Here is a 25,094-nt window from a genome sequence, read left to right as displayed (position 1 = left end):
CGGCATCCGCCTCAGGTACTACATGGACGACGGACGAGACCGTGCCGGGGCGGCCGACCGAGGGCGCCCGGCCGAGGGTGGCCGGCCGAGGGTGGCCGGCCGAGGGTGGCCGCCCCTGGACGGTCGGCCCAGGGCGCCCTCACCGGACGATCGGCCCAGGACGCCCGCGCCGGACGCCGGCACCGGGTCAGTAACCCGACGGGCGGACCAGGCCGCACTCGTACGCGTACACCGCCGCCTGCGTGCGGTCGCGCAGGCCGAGCTTCACCAGGATGCGGCCCACGTGGGTCTTCACCGTCTGCTCGGCGACCACCAGGCGCCCGGCGATCTCCGCGTTCGACAGCCCCTGGGCGATCAGGGCGAGCACTTCCGTCTCCCGCTCGGTCAGGTCGCCGACGCGTTCCTTCAGCGGGGTGCGCGGTCTGTCCCGCATCCGGGAGAACTCGGTGATCAGCCGCCGGGTCACTCCGGGGGCCAGCAGCGCGTCCCCGGCCGCCACCACCCGGACCGCCTCGGCGAGTTGGTCGGCGGAGGCGTCCTTGAGCAGGAACCCGGAGGCACCGGCGACCAGCGCCTCGTACACGTACTCGTCGAGGTCGAAGGTGGTCAGCACCAGCACCCTGATGTCCGGGCTCGCCCCGACGATGCGGCGGGTGGCCTCGATCCCGCCCAGCTCCGGCATGCGGATGTCCATGAGGACCACGTCCGGGGAGAGTTCGGCGACCTTGGACACCGCGTCCAGGCCGTCCACCGCCTGCCCGATCACCTCGATGTCGGACTGGGTGTTGAGCAGCACGGTGAATCCCTGCCGGACCATCTGCTGGTCGTCGGCGATCACCACGCGGATCACACCGGGGCTGCCGCTCGTCATGCGCTGCCGTCCTTCGGGTAGTAGTGGATGTTCGGGTCGTCGGGGGGCGGCTGGTCGGTGCCGTCCGCGGGCAGGAAGGCGGAGACCTGGTAGCCGCCGTCCGGCAGCGAGTGCGCCGTCAGGGTGCCGCCGAGCATCGCCACCCGCTCCCGCATGCCGAGCAGTCCGTGACCGGCCCCCTGCGACGGCGAGGCGCGCCGCACCGGCGACGAGTTGACGACCTCCACCCGCACTCCGGTCGGCAGGTGGGTGAGGTGGACCCAGGCGCGGGCGCCCGGCGCGTGCCGCAGCACATTGCTCAGCGCCTCCTGCACGATCCGGTACGCCGACAGCTCCACGCCCGGTGGCAGCGCCCGGCGAATACCGCTGACCTCGACGCTCACCGTCAGGCCCGCCGCCCTGGTGTTCTCCACCAGCGCGTCGACCCGGTCGAGGGTCGGCTGCGGGGCGTGCGGCGCGGTGCCCGCGCCGGGCTTGCCGGGCGCGTCGAGCGGCGCGCCCGTCTCCGGGTCCTCGGACCGCAGCACGCCCAGGACCCGGCGCAGCTCGGTGAGTGCCTCCAGCGCGTTCTCCCGGATGCCCGCGAGATTCTCCTTCAGCTCGTCCGGCGGGTCCTGGACGAGGTGCGGGGCGACCTGCGCCTGGATGGAGATCACGGACATGTGGTGGGCGACCACGTCGTGCAGCTCGCGCGCGATGCGGCTGCGCTCCTCCAGCACGGTGCGGCGGGCCCGCTCCTCGGCGGTGAGCGACGTCTGCTGCACCAGCTCGGCACGCGCCTCGCGTCGGCCGCGCAGGGCGGTGCCGAGGACGACGACGACCGCGAACAGGATGACGGCGAGCTGCCCGGTCGGCTGGTAGTTCGAAGCGCCCACCACCCCCTGGACCAGGTAGGTGGCGAGCGCGGTCAGGCCCAGCGCCTCCATGGACACCCGGGTGCGGACCCGCAGGGAGAGCAGCAGCAGGACGAACATGTGGCCGATGATCCCGGCGGCCGGCCAGGGCCAGGTGAACTTCGCACCGTCCACGATCATCTCGGCCCGCACCGCGAAGGCGCCCACCAGCATGGCGGCCAGCGACAGCCACCACGACGCGACCGGCCGCCACAGCGCGCCCACCATCGCGCCGGCCTGGGAGAGGGCGATCACGAAACCCAGTCCCGGCTCGACCCCGCCGTTGTCACTGAGCTGGGCGGCGTCCCCGAGCAGCACGCCGAGCGCGGCCAGACAGACCACTCCGTGCGGGAACCAGCGCAGCCACACCGACGGCGGCAGCGGGTCCGCCCGCCAGGTCCACAGGTCGTCGTGGAGCACCGTCAGCAGGCGCCCGATCCGGCCCGTGCCCCGCGGCCGGCTCCCCCTTCGTCTCACCTGGCCCACCCTAGACATGACGAGGACCCTCCGTCGCGGCCGATTCCGATGGGCGGTGCGTGCGGACGACCCGGCCGCGACGCCGCCCGCCGCCGCGCTCGCAGGCGCGGAAGGCGGCCCAGCAGCCCGCCAGGGCGAGCGTGAACAGCGGGAGCCACATGAGCCGCGCGGCGACCCAGCCCAGGCCGTCGGGAAGGGTGTGCAGGCCGGGGAGCCGGCCCGCGAGGAGGCCGGTGGCCGTGGTCGCCATCAGTGCCGTCTGGTGCCAGAGGAAGATCGTCATCGCGGAGAGGTTGACCAGCGCGACCGCGGCCCACACCACGGGCCCGCGCATCGCCCGGCGCAGCCGCTCGCGCAGCAGCAGGGCGAGACCGCACTGGGCCAGGCCGAAGGTGACGGCGGCCAGCGTCGGCGGGTTCAGATTCGACACCTCGGCACCCGGAACGCCGACCATCGACGCCGGGTAGCCCGCCCAGGCGACGAGCGCCGAGGTCGCCGCCGCGCCGCCGACGAGCAGGAGCCGGCCGGCGCGGCGGTGGTCCAGCTCGCCGCGGGTCCAGGCGGCTCCGAGGGTGTAGGGGACCAGCCAGCCGGCGGCCAGGTTGACCCAGCCGAGCCAGGCGGGGGCGCCGAGCCCGAAGCGCAGCAGATCCACGTGGAGGACGACGGCCAGGGGCCACAGGGGGTGCAGCCGGGCCAGGAGCGGGGTCGCCGCGGTCAGCGCGGCGAAGACCAGGAGGAACCACAGCGGAGACAGCGCCAGCTTCACCAGGGTGTGGACGGTCCCGAACTCCGCCCCCGTCAGGAGCAGCAGTCCCGCCGTCACCGTCCACAGGGTGAGGACGGCCGCGACCGGGCGGAAGAGCCGGGCCAGGCGGGCGCCGAGCCAGCGGCCGTAGGACACGCCCCGGGCGCGGGCCGACTCATAGCCCCGGGTGGCCACATGGCCGCCCACCAGGAAGAAGACGGCGAGCGTCTGGAAGACCCAGGAGACCGGGGCCAGCCAGGGCATCTCCCCCAGCGGGCTGGCCGCGCGCAGGCTCGCGCCGTCGGCGACCAGAGCCGTGACGAGCCAGTGCCCGAGGACCACGCCGAGGACGGCGAGGGCGCGCAGGGCGTCCACGGCCCGGTCCCGCTCCGCGGGGGTGGCGGCGTCGATGCGCTCGGCGGTGCGACGGAGGGCTCGGGGGATGCGCGCGACGCCGGAGGAGGCGTCCCGTCGCGGTGCGTGTGGTGATGCCGGTGGCGGGGTGATCGTGGTCCGTGGTGCCCGTATCAGGTCAGTCATGCGTCACCTCCGCGGTCTCGCCCAGGGCGATCCGGGCCAGATTCGTCAGGGAGAGGGAGCCGGGGTCGAAGTAGTCGCTGTGGCCGCCGTCGCCGGCCGCGAAGACCCGGGCCCCGAAGTCCGGGGAGAGCGGGTCGGTGCCGAAACCGACGGTGGTGCCGAAGAGATCCGCGCTCAGGTGCGGGACGTGCTCGACCCAGTCCTCGGCACCGCGTGCCGCCCATATCCGGGCCGACGGGCGCAGCGCCGCGGCGGAGTCGGCGCCGGTGCCGGGGCTGCCGACCAGGGCGATGTCGGCGACGTCGAGACCGGCGGCGGCGCGGGCGCAGACCACCGAGCCGTAGGAGTGGCAGAGGAGGGAGAGACGGGCGTCGGGGCCGGTGATCCGGCGCAGGTCGGCGACCAGGGAGCGCAGCCTCGGGGCGGCGTCGTCGGCACGGTCGGTCGTGACGACCGCGCCGCTGACGGTGTCCGGCGTCTCGTACCCCAGCCAGGCCACGACCGCCGTGCCGGTGCCGGCGGGAGCCCCTGCGGCGAGCTGCCGGTGCAGGGCGAGGGCGGCGGCGCGGAATCTGCCGTAGGTGTCGAGGCTGGTGTCGGAGCCCGGGACGAGGACGGCGACGCGGTCGGCGCGGGCGAGGTCGCCGAAGACCTCCGTGGCCAGCCCGGCACCCCGGCCGTCGAAGGCGAGCAGCCGCCGGGACGGGTCGGCCAGCGCGCGGTCGGCCGCCGCGCGGTGGTGGTCGCCGTGGGCGGCGGCCATCCGGGACGCCTCGGCGGCATTGGCCCGGTGGGCGGAGTAGGTCTGCTCCAGCGTGCCGGCCGTCGGGGCCGCGAGCGCGGCGGGCGGCGGGGCGGGGATCTCGGGGCGGGCGGCACCGGACAGCGGGAGGACCACGGCACCGCAGATGAACGCGGCGAGGACGGTGCGGCGCCACCTGCTCGCGCGCCGCCGCCAACGGACCCTCGTCCCGGGCTCCATGGCCCCTCCCCTCCAGCGCGCCCGTCCATCGGGCGCCTCTGCAAGGGAAGTTATGAATCGTCGCGGGTAACCCGCGTCCCGCTCCGGAGCTCACCTGTCGGGTAGCTCTCAGGTACTACGGGTACGCCCCGGGACCCGGATCGACGGTCCGCCTCGACCCACCGGCCCACGAGACCGACCCACCAGGCCGGTTCACCAGACCGGCCCACCAGGCCAGCTCGCCAGACCGACTAACCGGGCCGACCCACCAGGCCGGCCCACCAAACCGACTCACCAGGCCAACTGCGCGATCTCCTCCGCCACCACCGCGCACGCGTCCGCCGCCGGATCGATCAGCGGGAAGTGGCCGACGTCCTCCAGCAGCGTCAGGCCCACCACTTCACCGGCCTTCGCCGCCGCGTCGGCGTACGCCTCGGCGACCGCCTGCGGGACGTCCACGTCGGCGCGCCCCTGGACGAGGGTCGTCGCGATACCGGTGGGCAGCAGCAGGGCGGGGTCGACATAGGGCCGCCGCTCCTCGAAGTGCTCCTCGCCGCCGAGCAGTTCGAGCGCGGCGCCGCCGCACACACGCAGCTCCCGGGCGACCTCGAGGTCGGCGATCGGCGCGAGGGCGACCACTCCGCGCAGGGGCGCCGGACGGTCCAGGCGCCAGGCGGCGTCGGCGGGCAGCAGGTGCCGAGCCGCCGCCCACAGGGCGAGATGGCCGCCCGCGGAGTGGCCGGTGAGCACCGTCCGCCGCGGGTCCGCCCCCGGGAGGTGCCGTCGTACGAGCGCGGGCAGCGCGTCGAGCGCGGCGGCCACGTCGGCGAAGGTGTCGGGCCAGCGCCCGGCGACCGGTCCGCCCCCGCCGCTGCCGCCGGTTCCCTCCTGCGCCCCGCGCCGGTACTCCACGCTCGCCACGGCGAACCCCCGGTGGGCCAGGAAGTCCGCGAACGGGCTGACGTGGCGACGGTCGTACGGCGCCCGCCACGACCCTCCGTGCAGCACCACCACCACGGGGACGGGACCCCCCGGGCCCCCGGCCCCCCGCGGCGCGTAGAAGTCGATCACCTGGTCGGGGTGGTCGCCGTACCCCGCGGTGGCGTCGGGGTCGACCGCCGGATGCGAGAGGGCCGATGTCTCCTCCGCGGCGGCCCGCCCGGCAGCGGTGCCCGGTTCTGCGGCGGCGTCCGGCATGCTCCAACCTCTCAGCGACGACACGGTGTTGGCGGACCGGGGATGGGGATTCGGCCGTTGGCGGGACGGTATCAGGCCGGTGACGTGCGCGAACACGGGGATGTGACGCTGGGTGAAGGAGAAACCGGTGCGGCGGGACCGGCCCTCGGCCACCCGGGACCGGCCCTGGGCCACCCACGGGACCAGCCCTGAGCCACCCGCGGAACCGGCCCTGAGCCACCCGGCACCGACCCCCGAGCCGCCCGGCACCTACCCCACGAACTCGGGCTGCTCGTACGGCGTCCACCAGGACGTCAGCCCCCACACCCCGAGCCCCAGCGCGGCCACCGCCACGAGCGCCGCCGCCCAGGCCCGGCCGCCCAGCAGACGCAGCCCCAGCAGCCACGCGAGGGCCGGCACCAGCGCGCCCCCGAAGGCGACCAGCGGCAGGTCGACGAAGAGCACGCTCAGGTCGCGGTGCTGCTGCTCGAAGCCGCCGGTCACGCTGACGCGGGCGTTCGGCGCCCAGGCGAGCAGCGCCGCCGGGGCGCCGACCACGCCGGCGGCCAGGCATCCGGCGCAGCCACGGGTCCGGTGATCCACATCGTCCATGCCCGCGTTCACGCGCCGGAGGCCGCCGGCGGTTCCTCAGCCGGCCTCGCCCAGGGTCCGCGCCAGCACCCGCGCCGCCCGCTCCACGTCCGCGAACCCGACGTACAGCGGGGTGAAGCCGAAGCGCAGGACGTCGGGCGCCCGGAAGTCCCCGACCACCCCGCGCTCGATCAGCCGCTTCATCACGTCCCCCGCGTCGTCGCAGCGCAGCGCCACCTGGCTGCCCCGCTCGGCGTGCGCCACCGGGGTCACCGACTCCACCCGGCCGTCCGGCACGTACTCCGCCACGCAGCGCAGGAAGAAGTCCGTCAGCGCGAGGGACTTCGCCCGCACCGCCTCCACCGAGACCGCGTCCTCGTCCCACACGTCCAGCGCCGCCTCCAGGGCGAGCAGGGAGAGGATGTCCGGCGTGCCGACCCGGCCGCGCGGCGCGCCGGACGCCGGCTCGTACCCCGGCCGCATGCCGAAGGGCTCGGCGTGCGAGTTCCAGCCCGGCAGCGGGGAGTCGAAACGCGGCTGGAGGTCGCGGCGCACGTACAGGTACGCGGGCGAGCCGGGGCCGCCGTTGAGGTACTTGTAGGTGCAGCCGACCGCCAGGTCCACGCCGTGCTCGTCCAGCCCGACCGGCAGGGCGCCCGCGCTGTGGCACAGGTCCCAGACGGCGTAGGCGCCCGCCGCGTGCACGGCGGCCGTGAGCCCGGGCAGGTCGTGCAGCCGTCCGGTGCGGTAGTCGACGTGGTTGAGGAGGACGGCGGCCGTGCGCTCCCCCAGTGCCGACGGCACCTCGGCCGGGGCGACCGGCCGCAGGGCGCACCCCGTCATCCGGGCCGCCGACTCGGCGATGTACCCGTCCGTCGGGAAGGTGGTGGCGTCCACGAGGATCTCGTCCCGCCCGGGACCGCCCGCCCCGTCCTCCGCCGCCATCCGCACCGCGGCCACCAGTGCCTTGAAGACGTTCACGCTCGTCGAGTCGCCCACGACGATCTGCCCGGCCGCCGCTCCCACCAGCGGGGCGATGCGGTCGCCGATCCGCTCGGGCGCGGTCCACCAGCCGCTCTCCTCCCAGGACCGGATGCGCAGCTCGCCCCACTGCCGGCGGACGACGTCCTGCACCCGCCCGGGGACGTGCGCCGGGAGGGCGCCCAGCGAGTTCCCGTCCAGGTAGACCACGTCGTCGAGGACGAAGCGTCCGCGCAGCGCCGCCAGCCCGTCCGCCGCGTCCAGTTCCTCCGCGGCACTCTTCAGTTCAGACATACGATCGCGCCGTCCACAGCTCGGGGAACACGTTGCCGCGGGCCCGCTTCTCCAGCCAGGCCACGCCGGCGGAGCCGCCCGTGCCCGTCTTCGAGCCCATCGCGCGGCGGGTGGCGACCAGATGGTCGTTGCGCCAGCGCCACACCAGCTCGGCGACGTCGGTGAGGGCCTCGCCGAGGCGGGCCAGGTCGCCGTTCTGGTCACCGGAGTAGACGGCCGTCCAGGCGGCCTCCACCTCGGGCGCCGGCTCGTACTTCCGGGTGACGTCGCGCTGGAGCACGGCGTCCGGGATGTCGTAGCCGCGCCGGGCGAGCAGCCGGACCACCTCGTCGTACAGGCTCGGCTCGTGCAGCGCCTTCTCCAGCTCGGCGTGGACGCGCGGGGAGCCGCGGTGCGGGACGAGCATGGACGCGGACTTGTCACCGAGCAGGAACTCCAGGCGGCGGTACATCGCCGACTGGAAGCCGGAGCCCTCGCCGAGGGCGCCGCGGTAGGAGTTGAACTGGGCGGGCGTGAGGCCCGCGAGCGGCGTCCAGGAGGCGTTCAGCGCCTCCAGCTCCCGCACGGAACGCTTCAGCGCGTCCCTCGCCACGTCGGTCCGGTCCTCGCGCAGGGCACGGGCCGCGGTCTCCCACTCGTGGACGATGACGGTGAACCACAGCTCCATGACCTGGGTCGTGACCAGGAAGACCATCTCTCCGGGATCGTCGGAGAGGGTGTGCTGGAGATGGGTGAGCACGTCCGCCTTGACATAGTCCTCGTACGGCGTACTGCCCGCGAAGTCGAGATTCGGGGCGTCGTGGGACATTTCTGTCTCCTGATGGCACTCCGGGTAGCGGTCCGCCCTGCCGTTACCGGCACGGGGCCCCGGTCCCCACTCGGCATCCTCCGCAATGGTCGCAGGAAACCGCAAGGCCCGCCCGCGCACGGCGGACGGGCCGGGGTACATACGGGACGTACCGGATCTCAGCCCAGCACCTCGGCCGCCTCCGGCGAGGAGTCCTTCAGGAACTGGCTGCAGCGCTCGTACTCCTCCTTCTCGCCGATCGCCTGGGCGGCGCGGGCGAGGGCGTGCAGGGCGCGCAGGAAGCCGCGGTTCGGCTCGTGCTCCCACGGCACCGGGCCGTGGCCCTTCCAGCCGTTGCGGCGCAGGGCGTCCAGGCCGCGGTGGTAGCCGGTGCGGGCGTACGCGTACGACTCCACGACGCTGCCCCGCTCGAACGCCTCGTCGGCCAGCCGGGCCCAGGCCAGCGAGGACGTCGGGTACTTGGCCGCGACGTCGGCGGCGGAGGTCCCGCCGGCCAGCAGCTCGCGCGGGCCCGGGTCGTCGGGGAGGTGGGTCGGGGGCGGTCCCCCGAGGAGGTTCTCGTGAATGGCCATGGCACAAGTCTGCGGCATGGGCCCCGGTACGCCTGCGGCACGGGCCCGGGTACACCGGCGGCATGGGCCCCGGTACGCCGGAGCGGGTCACGCGCCTTCCCGGTCGGGAACGTCCCGCTCCCCCTCCAGCGGGGGCACCGCCACCGAGCCGTGCGTGCGGCACTGGGGCCTGCGGCAGTCCGGGGCCGGGCGGCGCACGGTGGTGACGGCGACGAGGGACCCCGCCACCAGCACGCCCGCGCAGATCAGCATGGCCGGACCGAACGCGGCGTCGAACGCCTCCGGACTCCGGTACGCCTCCTCCCCCATGCCCGTGAGCAGCGGCAGCGCGGCCACCGCGACGAGCCCGGCCGCGCGGGCCGCCGCGTTGTTGATCCCGCTGGCCAGCCCCGCGCGGGCGGTGTCCACGGACGCCAGCACGGTCGCCGTCAGCGGCGCCACCAGCGTGACCATGCCCAGGCCCAGCACCAGCAGCGCCGGCAGCACGTCGGCCGTGTACGAGGCGCCCGGCCCGACCCGCAGCATCAGCAGCATCCCGGCCGCGCACAGCAGCGGGCCGACGCTGAGCTGGAGACGCGGGCCGATGCGCTCGCCGAGGTCGCCCGAGCGCGCGGACAGCAGCAGCATCAGCACGGTGGTCGGCAGCAGCGCCGTACCGGCGGCCAGGGCCGACCAGCCGACGACGACCTGGAACTGGAGGGCGGCCAGGAAGAAGAAGCCGCCGAAGGCCGCGTAGACGCACAGGGTGACCAGGTTGACCGCGGTGAACTGGCGGGAGGCGAAGATGTCCGGCGGCATCATCGGATCGGGCCGGCGCCGCTCGACGACGACGAAGGCCACCGCCGCGGCCACCCCGGCCACGGCACCGGCCGCCACCGTCCAGGACGCCGTGCGCGCCTCGATCAGCGCGTACGTGAGCAGCCCGAGGGCCGCCGCGCCGAGGACGGCGCCGAGCACGTCGAAGCGGCCGTGGGCGCGCTCGTCCGACGACTCGGGAACGTGGCGCACGGCGACCGGCGCGCAGAGCAGGGCCAGCGGCACGTTGAGGAGGAAGACCCAGCGCCAGCCCGGCCCGTCCACCAGCCAGCCCCCGACGAACGGCCCCACCGCCGCGCCCACTCCCCCGAGCCCCGACCACAGGCCCACCGCCCGGCCCCGGTCGTCCGGATGGAAGGACGCCTGGATGAGGGCCAGCGACCCGGGCGTGAGCAGGGCTCCCCCGATGCCCTGGAGGGCGCGGGCGGCGATCAGGACGCCGGCGTTCGGAGCTAGCCCGCACAGCAGGGACGCGGCGGCGAACCAGAACACGCCGAGCACGAAGATCCGGCGCCGCCCGAAGCGGTCGCCGAGCGCGCCGCCGAGGAGGATCAGACCGGCCAGCGTGACCATGTAGGCGTTGACGGTCCACTGGAGGGCGGCGAGGTCCGTGTCGAGGTCGCGGCCGATGCGGGGCAGCGCGACGTTGACGACGGTCGAGTCCAGCAGGGCCATGCCGGAGCCGAGGACGGTGGTCAGCAGGATCCACTTGCCTCGCGGCGAGGCCAGCCGGACGTCGGGCATGTCCCAGGTATACAGCGAGCCCGGCGCTCAGGGCGCCGGGCTCGTGCGTACGGCCGAATCGGCCGGCCGTGCCGACCGGACGGGGCCGGCTGTGCGGTGCAGGCCGGAGGGGCCGGCCACAGGGGGCCGGCCGGCCGGGTGTTACTTGATCTTCTGGCCCGCCGAGCGCAGGTGGCCGCAGGCCTCCACGACGCGCGCGGCCATGCCGGCCTCGGCCAGCTTGCCCCAGGTGCGCGGGTCGTAGGTCTTCTTGTTGCCGACCTCGCCGTCGACCTTCAGGACGCCGTCGTAGTTGCGGAACATGTGGTCGGCTACCGGACGCGTGAAGGCGTACTGGGTGTCGGTGTCGATGTTCATCTTGACCACGCCGTTCTCCAGCGCGGTCGCGATCTCCTCGGCCGTGGAGCCGGAGCCGCCGTGGAAGACGAAGTTGAACGGCTTGCTGCCGGCCGGCTGGCCGTACTTCGAGGCGACGCCCTCGTTCAGCTCCTTGAGCAGTTCGGGGCGGAGCACGACGTTGCCCGGCTTGTACACGCCGTGCACGTTGCCGAAGGAGGCGGCGAGCAGGTAGCGACCCTTCTCGCCCAGGCCCAGGGCCTCGACGGTGCGGACCGCGTCGTCGACCGTGGTGTAGAGGGAGTCGTTGATCTCGTGGGAGACGCCGTCCTCCTCACCGCCGGTCGGGGTGATCTCGACCTCCAGGATGATCCTGGCGGCGCGGGCGCGCTCCAGCAGCTCCTGGGCGATGGCGAGGTTGTCGGAGAGGGTCTCGGCGGAGCCGTCCCACATGTGCGACTGGAAGAGCGGGTTCCGGCCGGCCTTGACGCGCTCCTCGGAGACCGCGAGCAGCGGACGCACGTACCCGTCGAGCTTGTCCTTCGGGCAGTGGTCGGTGTGCAGGGCGACGGTCACGTCGTACTTCTCGGCGACGATGTGCGCGAACTCGGCGAGCGCGACGGCGCCGGTCACCATGTCCTTGTTGTGCTGGCCGCCCAGGAACTCGGCGCCGCCGGTGGAGATCTGGACGATGCCGTCGCTCTCCGCCTCCGCGAAACCGCGCAGGGCCGCGTGCAGCGTCTGGGAGGAGGTCACGTTGATGGCCGGGTAGGCGAACTTTCCTGCCTTCGCCCGGTCCAGCATCTCGTTGTAGACCTCGGGAGTTGCGATGGGCATCTGTCCGCTCCTTGTATGTGCGGGTGGGCGTGGTACGTGCTTAGGCCCTGACCTAGACCATGGGGGGCGACGTCATCGTCGGCCCCATCCTTCCAGACGAACCGGGATACTCCGAGTGGACGTCCGTCCCCCGGACCTCCCCCGTCCGGGCGGGGCCTCAGTCCAGGCCCAGCTCGTCCTTGTCGTACGCGTAGCGGTACGGCACCCCCGCGCCCTGCTCGATCTTCTCGGCGGCGCCCGTCGCCCGGTCGACGATCGTGGCCACGGCGACGACCTCGGCACCGGCCTCGCGCACGGCCTCGACGGCGGTGAGCGGGGAGCCGCCGGTGGTCGAGGTGTCCTCGACGACCAGGACGCGGCGGCCCTCGATGTCCGGGCCCTCGACGCGGCGCTGCAGCCCGTGCGCCTTGGCGGCCTTGCGGACGACGAACGCGTCCAGCTTCCGGCCGCGCGCGGCGGCGGCGTGCAGCATGCTCGCGGCGACCGGGTCGGCGCCCATGGTCAGCCCGCCCACCGCGTCGAACTCCAGGTCGGCCGTCAGGTCCAGCAGCACCTGCCCGACCAGCGGCGCGGCCTCGCCGTCCAGGGTGATGCGGCGCAGGTCCACGTAGTAGTCGGCCTCGAGACCCGAGGAGAGGGTCACCTTGCCGTGCACCACGGCCTTGTCCTTGATCTGCTGCAGCAGCGCCGCGCGTACGTCCGTCATGCCCCCCAGCTTAGAGGCGGGTCCAGCGCCAGGTCGTCGTGGCCTCCAGCGGCTCCAGGGGCGTGACCAGGCGCGGGAGGGTGTTCAGGCCGTCGGGCGGCCCGGTCTGCGGCTCCACGCAGACGGCGGCCTCCTGCTCGTCGTAGACGACGACCCACTCCTCCCGGCTGGTCACCTTCAGCTCCAGGCGCTCCGGCCAGGTGAGGGTGACGTCGACGCCGTCCGGCATGCCGAAGCAGTCGTCCCAGGGGCCCGGCTTCGGGTCGATCCGGTTGCCGGTGGGCAGGTGGTCGTCGCCGCGCTCCTCCTGCCAGGCGGGGTCGAAGGCGATCTCCACGGCGGTGCCGTCGAGGGTGCGGTTGAACCAGGGGTGCCAGCCGATCTGCGCCGGGAAGGACGACTCGTACGTCTCGACGGACATCGTCAGCGTCAGCGCGTCCCCGGTCAGCGCGATCACCTGGGTGACGCGGCCGGAGTAGGGCCACGGGTCGGTGAGGTCGTAGGTGAGGACGGCCTCGTCGGCGGTGGCCCGGGCGGTGCGCCAGGCGGCGTCGCGGGCGGTGCCGTGGATGGCGTGCGGCGGGGAGTTGAGCGGCATCCGGTGGACGACGGCGCCGTCCCGGAAACGGCCCTCGCGGATGCGGCCGCACCAGGGCACCATCGGGAAGCAGCCGTAGCGCTCGCCCTGGCGGAGCAGTTCCGTGCCGCCGACGCGCAGCCCGCCGATGCGGCCGCCGTTGCCCGGCAGCACGGTCGCCTCCGCGTCACCCGCGGTCAGCGTGATGGGTTCGTTGCTCACGCCATGACCCTACTGGGACGATCAAGGGCGCGCCGGTGCGGTGGCGGCACGGCGTACGGCGGGCGCGCGGTCGCCGTCCCGCTCCGGCTCAGCGGCGCCTGCGCAGGGCGCGGCCCACGACGATCGCCGACGCCACGACCAGTGCCGCCGCCGGCGCGGCCCAGCGCAGGGGGGCGCCGGCCGCGCCCCCCTGGGGTGCGGGGACGGGGGCGTACCGGCCGCGGGGCGGGGCGTGGTCCACCTCCTCGGCGCTGCGGCCGATCATCGTGCGGCGCGCGTGCGCGGCCTCGGCGGGCGGCTCCGGGAGGTCGGGGACCACCGGGACGTCCGGCTCGCCCGGTGCGCGGGGCTCGTCGCCGGTCCCCTCCTCCTCGTCCGCGAGGGAGGACGGGGGGACCTCGGTGTCGAAGACGGAGACGTGCTCGGCCCCGGGTTCCCGCGCGGGTCCGGTCTCGGACTCCGGCTCGGACTCGGCGCCCGGCTCGGTCTCGGTCTCGGCGCCCGGCCCGGTCTCGGACTCCGGCCCGGTCTCGGACCCCGGCGCGGTCTCGGGCCCTTGCCCGGCCTCCGACCCAGCCCCGGCGCCGGCCCCGGACCCAGCCCCGGGCTCCGCCCCCCGTTCCGCCGCCACGCCCAGGTTCTCCGCGAAGCGGGTCAGCAGCCGGGTCGCCGACGCCGTCACCGCGTCGGCCGGCAGTTCGCTGACGCGGCCGTCCGCCGTGGCGGTCCCGGAGATCACGAGGGTGCAGCCGCCGTCCGCGTCGACCACCCGGAGGGTCAGCGCCAGCGCGACCGTCCCGGTACCGCGCGACTCGGTCGCCTCGCCCTCGACGGCGTACGTGCCGTCGTCCCGGGCGGTCAGGCGCAGCGTGCCGCGGTAGGTGATGGAGTGGCTGCCGACGCGCACCTTCAGCCGCCCCGCGACGGGCTCGGCGCCGGCGTCCTGCTGGAGCCCCGGAACGGCCCGCGCGACCCGGACGGGGTCGGCCAGCACGTCCCCGAGCCGCTCGGCCGGAACCGGAACGAACACCTCATGCTCCATGTCACGGCACCCTACCCAGCGGGCGCCCCGCGCACCCCCCGTCGGCGCGAAGTCGTCCGCCGCCTCAGGCGGCCCCTCCCGCGCTCCCCGGCGTCACCAGTCCCGTCTCGTAGGCCACCACCACCGCCTGGGCCCGGCTGGTCAGGCCCAGCTTGGTCATCGTCCGGTTGAGGTGGGTCTTCACCGTGGCCTCGCTGATGAACAGGCGCTCGGCGGCCTCGGCGTTGCTCAGGCCGCGGGCGACCAGTCTCAGCACCTCGGCCTCGCGGCCGGTCAGCGCCGTCAGTCCGGGCGGTGGACCGGCCTCCGACCGGGCGGGCGCACCCGCGTCCGACGCCCGCGTGAACGCCTCCACCAGCCGCCGGGTGACCGCGGGCGCGAACAGCGCGTCGCCGCCGTGCACCGCGGTGACCGCGGCCAGCAGCCGCTCGGGGCCCGCGTCCTTGAGCAGGAAACCGGAGGCCCCGGCGCGCAGGGCACCGTACACGTACTCGTCGAGGTCGAAGGTGGTCAGGACCAGGACGCGGGGCGCGGGGTCCACCGCCTCGGCGAGGATGCGCTCGGTGGCCTGGATGCCGGTCATGCCGGGCATGCGGATGTCCATCAGGACGACGTCCGGCCGGGTCCGCGCGGCCAGCTCCACCGCCTCGGCCCCGTCGGACGCCTCGCCGACCACCTCCATGCCGGGGGCGGCGCGCAGCAGTGCGGCGAGCCCGCTGCGGACGAGGAACTGGTCGTCGACGACGAGCAGCCTGATCGGTCGTCCCGGCGCCGCGTCCGGCACGCGGTCGGCCGTGGGGTCCGGTTCGGTCATTCGCGGACGGCGTCTCCCCGGCGTGCGGTCTGTACCGGCGTCGGCAGGGTCAGGCGCACGCCGAATCCCCCCTCGCTGCGCGGGCCGACGGCGATCGTCCCGCCGTAGAGCTTGGCCCGCTCCCGCATCCCGATCAAGCCGTGGCCGCCGCGCTCGGGGATTGTGGCCGGATCCACCCCCTCCCGGCCGCCCGTGCCGTGCCCGTCGTCGGTCACCGACACCGTCACCTCCCCCGCGCGGTAGGCGAGTTCCACGGCGGCCCGCGCGCCCGGCGCGTGCTTGAGCACGTTGGTCAGGGCCTCCTGCACCACCCGGTAGACGCAGAGCTGGACGCCGGGCGGCAGCGGACGGGGCGTGCCGGTGATCCGCAGCTCCACGCCGACTCCGCCTCCGCGCACCCGGGCGACCATGTCGTCGAGCTGGTCGAGGCCGGGCGCGGGGGCGCCGTCCGCGCCCTGGACGCCGTCGGCGCGCAGCAGGCCCAGCATGCGGCGCAGTTCGGCCAGGGCCTCGCCGCTGGCGCCCTCGATGGTGTCGAGCGCGTCGCGCGCGGTGCGGGCGTCGGAGTCGAAGACGAAGCGGGCCAGTCCCGCCTGGACGTTGATGACGGCGATGTGGTGGGCGACCACGTCGTGGAGTTCCCGGGCGATGCGCACGCGTTCCCCGGCCACCTCGCGCCGGGCCCGTTCGGCCTGTTCGGCGCGGAGCTGCCGGGTGAGTTCCCCGGTGCGGCGGGCGACGTGGCCGAACCGCCACAGCACCAGCGGGAAACCGACCGCCTGTCCCACCACCGACGCCATCGCCTCGGCGTCGCTGACCACCCCGGCGTAGATCCAGACGCCGGCGAGCAGCGCGGCACAGGCGGCGGCGGTGCGGGTGGGGCGCAGGGAGGCGACGGTGTAGACGGCGAGCATGGGGCCGAAGGAGCCGACCACGGGCCAGTAGCCGAGGGTGACGTAGACCGTCCAGCAGGCGTGGACGGCGAGGCAGACGGTGACGGGGGCCCGGGTGCGCAGGGTCAGCGGGAGGTGCAGCAGGGCGACGAGCGTCCAGGCGAGCGGGTCGAGCGGGGGCCACCCCTGGGCGACGGCCTCGGTGCCGAGCAGTACGGCGACGGTCGTCAGCGCCGCGGCGATCAGGCCGTCGGCCGCCAGGGAGTGCGGACGCATTGCCGCAGGGTAAGTCCACCCGCACGGAGACGGCGTCATCCTTCCGCCGTACCGCGGAAGTTGTAGGAACCGGGCGTCTACCGCGCCGGGTTGGCTCCCGTCTCCACCCGCTGCGGGATTCCGGGCCGGGCGGGACGGCCGTAGGTTCTCGGTGCGAACGATCCGCCGGGGGATGCGGCGGTCCGCCCCGGGCGTGGGGGGAGGGCGGGCCGCCGCACGGCGGCGTTCGCGGGGCGGGGGATGCACCTCGGGGGGATGCACCACGGGGGGATGCACCACGGGGGGATGCCCCTGGGGCGTACGCGCCTCGGGGGGGCGATGCGCCTCGGGGGGGCGATGCGCCTCGGGGGGGGCGATGCGCCTCGGGGGCGCGCGGGGGGATCAGTAGCGCGGGTGCACCAGTGTGGACGGCGGCAGGCCGTCGATCCGGGTGCGGGCGGTGGCGCGCGCGTCCCGCTCCAGGGACCCGGCCGTGACGGTGCGCGGGCGGGGGCCCGCCGGGTCGAGACGGAGCGCTGGGGCACCGCGGGAGGCCAGGAGGAAACCCCAGTCGCGCGGCGCCCGCCCGGTGCCGGCGGCCGTCCGGTCCGGGCCGGGCGCACGGCCGGTGTCCCGGGCGCCGACGCGGTAGGGGACGGTGCGCAGCCCGGCCGCGCGCAGCGTCGCGTCCACCGTCCAGAAGGTCCGGGGCTGCGCGAGGACGGGCCCGGCGTGCACGACGAGCCGCCCTTCGGGGGCGAGCACCCGCCGCAGCAGCCCGTAGAACTCCTGGGAGTAGAACTTGGTACCGGCCGTGACGCCCGGGTCGGGCAGGTCCGAGATCACCACGTCGTACGCGCCGGTGGGCGTCGTGCGCAGCCGGCGGAAGGCGTCGTCCGCGACGACCCGGACGCGGGCGTCGCCGAAGGCGTGCTCGTTCAGCGCGGACAGGCCGGGGTCGTGCCGGGCTAGCCGGGTGAGCCCGGGGTCGGATTCGACGACGTCGACGCGGCGCACGTCCGGGTGGCGCAGCACCTCCCGCAGGGCGAGCCCGTCGCCGCCGCCGAGGATCAGGACGCGGGCGTGCGGGCCGCTCATGGCGGGGTGCACCAGCGCCTCGTGGCGACGCCGCTCGTCGTCGGCGCGGACCCGCAGGCGGCCGTCGAGGAACAGGGCGAGGGGACGGCCGTCGGTGTCACCGGTGAGGATCACCTCCTGCGCGCCGGTCCGGACGGCCACCCGGACGTCCTGGCCGTAGACGGCGTGCCGGGCGGCGCGCTCGAAGTCGTCGGCGAGGACGGTCGCCGTGGCGAGGAGCGCCAGCACGGCGGCGTTGGCGGCCAGCAGCAGCCGGCGGGCCCGGCGGGTCATGTCCCGCCGGAACAGGCCGAGGACCAGGGCGGCGCCGACCACCGCGTTGACGGTGCCGGTGAGCAGCGCGCCCGTCAACTGGCCGAGGAAGGGCAGCAGTACGAAGGGAAAGGCCAGGCCGCCGACGAGCGCGCCGACGTAGTCCGCGGCGAACAGGTCGGCGACCGCGCCGCCCGCGTCCTGCCGGCGGACCCGCTGGATCAGCTCCATCAGCAGCGGCACCTCGGCGCCGATCAGCACCCCGATGGCCAGGGAGAAGGCGACCAGCAGCAGCCGCGGACCGTCGGCCCCCAGGCCGCCCCAGCCGCCGGTCCAGGCGCCGGTCCAGGCGAAGACGGCGTACAGGACCATCGCGCTGGAGCCTCCGACCAGGGCCAGGACGGCCTCGACCGCGCCGAAGCCGGCCGCCGCGAACCGGCGCAGCCGCTTGGCGGCCAGCGAGCCGAGGCCCATGGCGAAGACCATGACGGACAGCACGACGGACGCCTGCGTGACCGAGTCGCCGATCAGGTACGAGGCGAGGGCGACGAGTTCGAGTTCGTACACGAGCCCGCAGGCGGCGCAGACGAACACGCCCGCCAGGACCAGGAACCGCCCGACGCCCGGCCGGACCGGCAGCCGCGCGGCGGTCCCCCGGCCGCCCGGCGGAGGCGTGCCGGAGCCGCCGGAACCGCCGGAACCGCCCCAGGACGGCCGGGAGCCGGGCGGGGCGGGCACGTGCGGTTCGATCACGGGGTGACGTTACGTCACTCCCGCACTGCGCTTCGTCACCCACACGTGTGAAACCAGTGCCCTCCGGGGCGCCACAGGTTTATCCCCGACGCCCGCCCGGCCCGTCGCCGCTCACCCCGGGGTCGGGCTGAGCCGGGCCGCCGGCACCCGCACGCCCACCCGGGTGCGGGTCGCCACCAGTTGTCCGTCCTGCGGGTACGCGTGCCAGGTCCGCCAGTGCACCTGCCCCTCGTGCTGGTGGGCCAGCAGCGCGGTGAAGGCGTGCGGGCTGCCGGGGAAGACCCCGGCCAGGCCGTGCGGATGGTCGGAGACCAGGGCCAGCAGCTCCTGGGCCCGCCCCGCGAAGGAGCCCGGCGTCAGCATCTCCACCCGGGCGGCGAACTCGTACTCCCAGTCGCCCACCCGCTTGGCGACGCCCAGCGGGAGGGGGGTGCTGCTGCCCGGAATGCACGCCACCGTCTCCGAGCAGCTGCCCCGCTCCTCCTCGAGCAGCACTTGGTGGGAGGCGCCCAGCAGTCTCAACTGCAGTTTCGCGCCCGTCAGTTCGAGGTCCAGACTGGCGAGCGCGGGCAGCGGTTCGCGCCCCAGGGCCCAGGCCAGGTCTGCGGCGCGCGTGTCGGTGTAGGCGGTTTTCAGGGTCGTGAGCATGGATCGGCTCCGCAAGCACACAAGGAGAGGAAGGTGTGGGGCCTGCGCATCCCGGTCATGGCCGGGTATGCGGCCCGCTCAGCCCAGTCGGCCGGTCAGGAGGGGGGTCAACAGGTCGTCCGAGGAGCTGCGTTGGTGAGGGAGAGCGAATCATGAACTGTGGCGCCGCCACAGCGTTTTTACCCAACTTCGTGGGGTTTCCATCCCTCAGGGGGCTCCTCAGCTCAACTGTTCAACCAGGGCGTACACCCCGCCCGCGCGGCGCGCGCCGGTGCGTGGGAGCGCCCGCCGGGTGTGTCACCCGGCGGGCGCTCGTGAGAGGGAGAGAAGGCGGGGCCCGGCCCAGGAGCGGGCCCCGTGGCGGGGATGCGGTTCCCCCTGCGGGAGCTCAGCTGCCCCGTGTCAGCTGCCTCCACCGCATCCGCCGCCGCCTCCTCCCCCGCCCCCGCAGGACGACCCGCCTCCGCAGGACGACCCGCCTCCGCAGGACGAGCCGCCACCGCAGGAGTGGCTCGGGTGGTGTCCGCTGGAGGACGAACCACCGTCCCCCGCCCACCAGCTGTTCCCGCCGCCCCCGTCGGACGACCGCGAACCGCGGCTCCGCGTCCGGCGGGCCGGCGAACCGCCGCGCGCTCCGGCCAGCAGTCCGCCGACCACCAGGGCGGCGAACACGATCAGGATGAGGCCGATGACCATGGCGTCACCCTCCTTCCGATGCCGGGCTCGCGCCCGGAAGGTCCCCCGAAGCAACCCCCCGTGGGTGCCTCGCTGTCTGCGCCCGCGACGTTCGAGAAGCGTCGTCGGCGTGAAGCTCTCGTTGCGTGTTCGGGAGATGCCCCTCGCCGCCACGCGCCAAAGCAGAGTTGAGGAAGCTCAGAGCTTCGGCGCAGGATGGCCGCCATGACCTCCACGCCGCCCCCGGGCTCCAGCGCCCGTCCCTTCCTCAATCGCCGGCTCGCCGAGTTCGGGACGACGATCTTCGCCGAGATGTCCGCCCTGGCCGTGCGGACCGGGGCGATCAATCTGGGCCAGGGCTTCCCGGACACCGACGGCCCCGAGGAGGTCCGGGAGGCCGCCGTGCGGGCGCTGCGCGACGGACGCGGCAACCAGTACCCGCCCGGCCCCGGCGTCCCGGAGCTGCGCACTGCGGTCGCCGCCCACCAGCACCGCCGGTACGGCCTGTCCTACGATCCCGACACCGAGGTCCTGGTCACCGCCGGCGCCACGGAGGCCATCGCCGCCTCGCTGCTGGCCCTGCTGGAGCCCGGCGACGAGGTCGTCGCGCTGGAGCCGTACTACGACTCGTACGCGGCCTGTGTCGCCATGGCGGGCGGCACCCGCGTACCGGTGACCCTGCGCCCGCACGAGGGCGCGTTCCGCCTGGACCTGGACGAGCTGCGCGGGGCGGTCACCGACCGCACCCGTCTGCTGCTGCTGAACACCCCGCACAACCCGACGGGCACGGTCCTCACCCGCGCGGAGCTGACGGCGATCGCGGAACTGGCCGTCGAACGGGACCTGCTGGTGGTGACCGACGAGGTCTACGAGCACCTGGTCTTCGACGAGGCCGAGCACGTCCCGCTCGCCTCCTTCCCGGGCATGCGCGAGCGCACGGTCACCATCGGGTCGGCCGGCAAGACCTTCTCGTTCACCGGCTGGAAGGTCGGCTGGATCACCGCGGCGCCCGCCCTGATCACGGCGGTCCGCTCGGCCAAGCAGTACCTGACGTACGTGTCCGCGGGCCCCTTCCAGTACGCCGTCGCCGAGGCGCTCGCCCTCCCCGACTCCTACTTCACCGCCTACCGGGAGGACATGCGGGCCAAGCGGGACCTGCTGGCGGCGGGGCTGGAGGAAGCGGGATTCGGCGTCTACCGTCCCGCCGGCACGTACTTCGTCACCACCGACATCCGCCCCCTCGGCGAGGAGGACGGCGTCGCCTTCTGCCGCGCCCTGCCCGAGCGCGCGGGCGTCGTCGCCGTCCCCAACGCCGTCTTCTACGACCACCGGGAGGCGGGCGCCCCCTTCGTGCGCTTCGCGTTCTGCAAGCGGATCACGGTGCTGGAGGAGGCGGTGGGCCGGCTGAAGGCGCTGGGGGGACGGGCGGCCGGCACCTCTTCCTGAACGGCGGGAGCCCGGCCCCGGACGTCACCGTCCGGGCCGGGCTCCGCTGGGGACGGGACGGACTACTCGTCGCCCTCGTCCTTGGGCTTCTCGGCCTCGTTGACCTCCTGCTCCAGGCCGAGCTGCTCCACCAGCCACCGGTCGAACTCGATGGCGGCGCGTACCCAGCTGACCGTCGAGGAGACGAAGTGCTCCAGGCTGACGCCCATGCCGATCAGCATCTGCGCCTCGCCGATCAGGCGGACGGTGCCGTCGTCGTGGGTGTGGGAGTACACCTTCGGCCACAGGGTGCGCCGGTTCCAGTCGTCGATCGACTCGAGCAGCTGCGGCTTCTCGTCGATCTGGTGGGGCCGGTCGTAGAACGTCCGCACCGAGAAGACCTGCTGGTCGCCCTCGCCGCGGAACATGAAGTACGTACGGAACTGCTCCCACGGCGCCGCGAGGTCACCCTCGTCGTCGACGACGTACTTCAGCTCCATCTGCTCGAGGAGCTGCTTCACAAGATCCTGATCCGGGACGACGGGGCCCGCCGGTCCTTGGGGCTGCGGCTCGGGCTGCTTGCCCCCGAAGTTCGGAATCGAGGACGGGTCGATGCTCACCGTGATTTTCCCTTCGTACGGATCCGGTCATCCTCCCCCATGCGGGGAGGGGGGTGGCAAGCCCGCCGGGGGCCTGTCAGCCGTGGGCTGACATGATCCGGCCGGTCGGGTGGACGGGTGGGTCGCGTGGCGGACGGAGGCGGGGAAATGAGACCGGCACGGGGCACGGCGGGGAACACCGGCGGGGGCGAGGAGGTGCCGCGCGGGCGGACCGGATGGTGGCCGACCGCGGTCCTCGTGGCCCTGGCCGCGCTGGTGCTGCTTCCCGTCCTCATCGTCCTCGTGTCATTCGTGGCGTCCGATTCCGAGTACCCGCTCGGCGGCGGCCCCGAACAGCGTCCCTGCGCGGAGGCGCTGGGCTTCGGCGGGGCGGCGCTGCCGGACGGCGCCGAGCCGGTGGGGGCCTGCACGATGCAGGGATGGCAGGACGTCCACTACAGCGCGGCCTTCCGGATGCCGCGCGCCGGGGTCGCCGAGTGGCTCGCGCACACCTACCCGGACGCCCCCGCGCCCGAGACGGAGTTCTGCGGAGACGCCGCCGTGGACCTGTGTCTGGATCTGGACTACGCGCAGGGCCTGCCGGACGGTGTGGACGCCCACGCCGTCCAGGTGAGCGTCGAGTACGAGGACACCGGCACCGCCTTGGTGCGGTTCGCCGCGTTCACCCTGTGACACGCGCGGCCCCGAGGGGGTGCGGGGCCGCGCGCATGGGGGCTACAGCGTCTTGCCACCCGCCGCCGGCCCCACGATCAGCTCGTCGCCGAAGCGGTCCACGCGGACCGTGTCGCCGTCCTTGATCTCGCCGGAGAGGATCTCCCGGGCGAGCCGGTCGCCGATCGCGGTCTGGACCAGGCGGCGCAGCGGCCGGGCTCCGTAGGCCGGGTCCATGCCCTCGTCGGCCAGCCAGGCCAGGGCGTCGTCGGTGACGTCCAGGGTGAGGCGGCGCTCGGCGAGGCGACGGGCGAGCGCGTCGATCTGGAGCCGCGCGATCCGGCTCAGCTCCTCCTTGCTCAGCGCCGAGAAGACCACGAGGTCGTCGAGCCGGTTCAGGAACTCCGGCTTGAAGGACGCCCGGACCACCTCCAGGACCTGCTCCTTCTTCTCGGTCTCGGTGGTCAGCGGGTCGACCAGGTACTGGCTGCCGAGGTTGGAGGTCAGCACCAGGATGGTGTTGCGGAAGTCGACGGTGCGGCCCTGCCCGTCGGTGAGGCGCCCGTCGTCCAGCACCTGGAGCAGGATGTCGAAGACCTCGGGGTGCGCCTTCTCCACCTCGTCCAGCAGCACGACGGAGTACGGCCGCCGCCGCACCGCCTCGGTGAGCTGGCCGCCCTCCTCGTACCCGACGTATCCGGGCGGGGCGCCGACCAGCCGCGCGACGCTGTGCTTCTCGCTGTACTCGCTCATGTCGATGCGGACCATCGCCCGCTCGTCGTCGAAGAGGAAGTCGGCGAGCGCCTTGGCCAGCTCGGTCTTGCCGACACCGGTGGGCCCCAGGAAGAGGAACGAACCGGTCGGCCGGTCCGGGTCGGCGATCCCGGCCCTGCTCCGCCGCACGGCGTCGGAGACGGCCCGTACGGCCTCGGTCTGCCCGATCAGCCGCCTGCCCAGCTCGTCCTCCATCCGCAGCAGCTTCTGGGTCTCGCCCTCCATCAGCCGCCCGGCGGGGATGCCGGTCCAGGAGGCGACGACGTCGGCGATGTCGTCGGCGCCGACCTCCTCCTTGACCATGGTGTCGCGGGCGACCTCCTCCTCCGCCTCGGAGGCGGCCTCCAGGTCGCGCTCCAGGGCCGGGATCTCCCCGTACAGCAGCTTGCTGGCGGTGTCGAAGTCGCCGTCGCGCTGGGCGCGCTCGGCCTGCCCGCGCAGCTCGTCCAGCTTCTCCTTCAGCTCACCGACGCGGTTGAGGGACTGCTTCTCCTTCTCCCAGCGGGCGGTGAGGCCGCGCAGCTCCTCCTCCTTGTCGGCGAGGTCGCGCCGCAGCCGCTCCAGACGCTCCAGGGAGGCGGCGTCGGTCTCCTTGCCGATCGCCAGCTCCTCCATCTTCAGCCGGTCGACGGCACGCTGGAGTTCGTCGATCTCGACGGGCGAGGAGTCGATCTCCATACGCAGCCGGGACGCGGCCTCGTCGACGAGGTCGATGGCCTTGTCGGGCAGGAAGCGGGAGGTGATGTACCGGTCGGACAGACTGGCGGCGGCCACCAGCGCGCTGTCCGCGATCTGCACCTTGTGGTGGGCCTCGTAGCGGCCCTTGAGCCCGCGCAGGATCGCGATGGAGTCCTCGACGGTCGGCTCGGCCACCAGCACCTGCTGGAAGCGCCGCTCCAGGGCGGGGTCCTTCTCGATCCGCTCCCGGTACTCGTCGAGGGTGGTCGCACCGACCATGCGCAGCTCACCGCGGGCGAGCATGGGCTTCAGCATGTTCCCGGCGTCCATGGCGGAGTCCCCGCCGGCGCCCGCCCCCACCACGGTGTGCAGCTCGTCGATGAAGGTGATGACCTGGCCGTCGGAGTCCTTGATCTCGGCGAGGACGGTCTTCAGCCGCTCCTCGAACTCACCCCGGTACTTGGCCCCGGCGACCATCGCCCCCAGGTCCAGCGCGACCAGCCGCTTGTCCTTCAGCGACTCGGGCACGTCCCCCTTGACGATCCGCTGGGCGAGCCCTTCGACCACGGCGGTCTTGCCGACACCCGGCTCGCCGATGAGGACGGGGTTGTTCTTGGTCCGCCGGCTGAGCACCTGCACGACGCGCCGGATCTCCTGGTCCCGCCCGATGACGGGGTCGAGCCTGCCCTCGCGGGCGGACGCGGTGAGGTCGGTGCCGAACTTCTCCAGCGCCTTGTACTGGCCCTCGGGGTCCGCGGTGGTCACGCGGCGCCCTCCCCTCGCCTTGCGGAAGGCCTCCTGCAGCTTCTTCGCACTGGCTCCCTGCCCCTCCAGTACCTCACCGGCCGCGCCGCCCTTCGCGGCGATGCCGAGGAGCAGGTGCTCGGTGGAGAGGTACTCGTCCCCGAGTTCCTTGGCGCGGGCCTGGGCGTCGGCGACCACGGCGAGCATCTCACGGTTGGGCTGCGGCGGTGCGACCGTGGCCCCGGTGACGCTGGGCAGCGCGGCGAGGATGCGCTCGGCGCCGGAGCGCACGGCGGCGAGGTCGGCCTCGACGGCGGCGAGCAGGTCGGTGATGTTCTCGTTGTCCTGTCCCTGGAGCAGGGCCAGGAGCAGGTGGGCGGGGGTGAGGTCGGCGTGCCCCTCGGTCACGGCCCGGTTGCTCGCCGCGTTGATCGCGTCCCGGCTCCGGTTGGTCAGCTCGGCGTCCACGTTCTGGCTCTCCTCCTAGCGTCGGCCGTGGCGGTCGGCCGTGTCTCCCAGTGCTGACTCATCCAACGTACACAAAGTTGAGTCTATTCCACTCAAGGGCAGCAGGAAGTTTCGGCCAGGCCGAGAGGGGGGCGACAGTGGCGGATACCAGGAA

General features: G+C 74.2%; 22 protein-coding genes. 2 read left to right on the top strand and 20 right to left on the bottom strand.

Annotated elements, in window-relative coordinates; translation table 11 throughout:
- Nucleotides 1-187: 187 nt before the first annotated feature.
- From ACFZP7_RS18660 to ACFZP7_RS18575, 18 genes are all read right to left on the bottom strand, one after another.
- Nucleotides 188-871, bottom strand: a complete 684-nt coding sequence (locus ACFZP7_RS18660; protein ID WP_019324929.1) for a response regulator transcription factor — start codon at nt 869-871, stop codon at nt 188-190.
- Entirely contained in the window at nt 868-2,259 is a 1,392-nt protein-coding gene (locus ACFZP7_RS18655; protein ID WP_385634886.1) for a sensor histidine kinase, read from the bottom strand. Before ACFZP7_RS18655 ends, ACFZP7_RS18660 begins: the two co-directional genes overlap by 4 nt.
- Entirely contained in the window at nt 2,252-3,529 is a 1,278-nt protein-coding gene (locus ACFZP7_RS18650) for an acyltransferase (RefSeq protein ID WP_385634884.1), read from the bottom strand. Before ACFZP7_RS18650 ends, ACFZP7_RS18655 begins: the two co-directional genes overlap by 8 nt.
- Nucleotides 3,522-4,511: an alpha/beta hydrolase gene (locus ACFZP7_RS18645; protein ID WP_355162320.1), complete on the bottom strand. Its 990-nt coding sequence runs from the start codon at nt 4,509-4,511 to the stop codon at nt 3,522-3,524. Before ACFZP7_RS18645 ends, ACFZP7_RS18650 begins: the two co-directional genes overlap by 8 nt.
- Before the next feature lie 270 nt (nt 4,512-4,781).
- Nucleotides 4,782-5,687 (bottom strand): alpha/beta hydrolase family protein, encoded by a 906-nt coding sequence (locus tag ACFZP7_RS18640; protein ID WP_385634882.1) that lies wholly within the window; start codon nt 5,685-5,687, stop codon nt 4,782-4,784.
- A 249-nt stretch (nt 5,688-5,936) separates the two neighbouring features.
- On the bottom strand, nt 5,937-6,278 hold the full coding sequence (locus ACFZP7_RS18635; protein WP_125537931.1) for a hypothetical protein: 342 nt from the start codon (nt 6,276-6,278) through the stop codon (nt 5,937-5,939).
- A gap of 36 nt (nt 6,279-6,314) precedes the next feature.
- Nucleotides 6,315-7,532, bottom strand: coding sequence for a kynureninase (gene kynU / locus ACFZP7_RS18630; protein WP_125771414.1), 1,218 nt, complete (start codon nt 7,530-7,532; stop codon nt 6,315-6,317).
- Complete coding sequence (locus tag ACFZP7_RS18625) at nt 7,525-8,340, bottom strand: tryptophan 2,3-dioxygenase family protein (RefSeq protein WP_019324921.1); 816 nt, start codon at nt 8,338-8,340, stop codon at nt 7,525-7,527. The genes kynU and ACFZP7_RS18625 overlap by 8 nt, the downstream gene beginning before the upstream one ends.
- Nucleotides 8,341-8,498: 158 nt before the next feature.
- Complete coding sequence (locus ACFZP7_RS18620; protein ID WP_019324920.1) at nt 8,499-8,912, bottom strand: DUF3151 domain-containing protein; 414 nt, start codon at nt 8,910-8,912, stop codon at nt 8,499-8,501.
- Between the two features lie 87 nt (nt 8,913-8,999).
- Nucleotides 9,000-10,472, bottom strand: a complete 1,473-nt coding sequence (locus ACFZP7_RS18615; protein ID WP_385634879.1) for an MFS transporter — start codon at nt 10,470-10,472, stop codon at nt 9,000-9,002.
- Nucleotides 10,473-10,613: 141 nt separating this feature from the next.
- A complete protein-coding gene (gene fbaA / locus ACFZP7_RS18610) occupies nt 10,614-11,645 on the bottom strand; it encodes a class II fructose-bisphosphate aldolase (protein WP_030972854.1) in 1,032 nt (343 codons plus the stop codon).
- A 157-nt stretch (nt 11,646-11,802) separates the two neighbouring features.
- Nucleotides 11,803-12,351, bottom strand: coding sequence for an orotate phosphoribosyltransferase (gene pyrE / locus ACFZP7_RS18605; protein ID WP_019324917.1), 549 nt, complete (start codon nt 12,349-12,351; stop codon nt 11,803-11,805).
- A 10-nt stretch (nt 12,352-12,361) separates the two neighbouring features.
- Nucleotides 12,362-13,150, bottom strand: a complete 789-nt coding sequence (locus tag ACFZP7_RS18600; protein WP_385634877.1) for an aldose 1-epimerase — start codon at nt 13,148-13,150, stop codon at nt 12,362-12,364.
- Nucleotides 13,151-13,238: 88 nt separating this feature from the next.
- Nucleotides 13,239-14,192, bottom strand: a complete 954-nt coding sequence (locus ACFZP7_RS18595; RefSeq protein ID WP_385634875.1) for an SRPBCC family protein — start codon at nt 14,190-14,192, stop codon at nt 13,239-13,241.
- A 64-nt stretch (nt 14,193-14,256) separates the two neighbouring features.
- Nucleotides 14,257-15,006, bottom strand: a complete 750-nt coding sequence (locus tag ACFZP7_RS18590) for a response regulator transcription factor (RefSeq protein ID WP_210903754.1) — start codon at nt 15,004-15,006, stop codon at nt 14,257-14,259.
- Entirely contained in the window at nt 15,003-16,175 is a 1,173-nt protein-coding gene (locus ACFZP7_RS18585; protein WP_371847759.1) for a sensor histidine kinase, read from the bottom strand. The genes ACFZP7_RS18590 and ACFZP7_RS18585 overlap by 4 nt, the downstream gene beginning before the upstream one ends.
- Nucleotides 16,176-16,556: 381 nt before the next feature.
- Nucleotides 16,557-18,257, bottom strand: a complete 1,701-nt coding sequence (locus tag ACFZP7_RS18580) for a polyamine aminopropyltransferase (RefSeq protein WP_385634873.1) — start codon at nt 18,255-18,257, stop codon at nt 16,557-16,559.
- Nucleotides 18,258-18,368: 111 nt separating this feature from the next.
- The gene (locus ACFZP7_RS18575; protein ID WP_019324910.1) at nt 18,369-18,905 is read right to left on the bottom strand and encodes a DUF2617 family protein; all 537 of its coding nucleotides are present in this window, start codon (nt 18,903-18,905) and stop codon (nt 18,369-18,371) included.
- Nucleotides 18,906-19,796: 891 nt separating this feature from the next.
- On the opposite strand from ACFZP7_RS18575, the gene ACFZP7_RS18570 reads away from it, so the two are divergent.
- A complete protein-coding gene (locus tag ACFZP7_RS18570; RefSeq protein WP_019324908.1) occupies nt 19,797-21,026 on the top strand; it encodes a pyridoxal phosphate-dependent aminotransferase in 1,230 nt (409 codons plus the stop codon).
- 62 nt (nt 21,027-21,088) lie between these two features.
- Here ACFZP7_RS18570 and ACFZP7_RS18565 read toward each other — a convergent pair whose 3' ends face one another.
- Nucleotides 21,089-21,625, bottom strand: coding sequence for a YbjN domain-containing protein (locus tag ACFZP7_RS18565; RefSeq protein WP_031017283.1), 537 nt, complete (start codon nt 21,623-21,625; stop codon nt 21,089-21,091).
- Nucleotides 21,626-21,772: 147 nt separating this feature from the next.
- Between ACFZP7_RS18565 and ACFZP7_RS18560 the strand changes: the two genes are divergently transcribed.
- Nucleotides 21,773-22,297 carry a hypothetical protein gene (locus ACFZP7_RS18560; RefSeq protein WP_193449339.1) on the top strand — a complete coding sequence of 175 codons (525 nt, stop codon included), beginning with the start codon at nt 21,773-21,775 and terminating at the stop codon, nt 22,295-22,297.
- A 42-nt stretch (nt 22,298-22,339) separates the two neighbouring features.
- Here ACFZP7_RS18560 and clpB read toward each other — a convergent pair whose 3' ends face one another.
- A complete protein-coding gene (gene clpB, locus ACFZP7_RS18555) occupies nt 22,340-24,940 on the bottom strand; it encodes an ATP-dependent chaperone ClpB (protein ID WP_031017288.1) in 2,601 nt (866 codons plus the stop codon).
- Between the last annotated feature and the right edge of the window lie 154 nt (nt 24,941-25,094).

The sequence above is a fragment of the Streptomyces sp. SudanB5_2050 genome, assembly GCF_964272335.1.
GTDB classification, from domain to species: Bacteria; Actinomycetota; Actinomycetes; order Streptomycetales; family Streptomycetaceae; genus Streptomyces; species Streptomyces rochei.
This window is presented reverse-complemented; position numbering and strand designations above follow the sequence as displayed.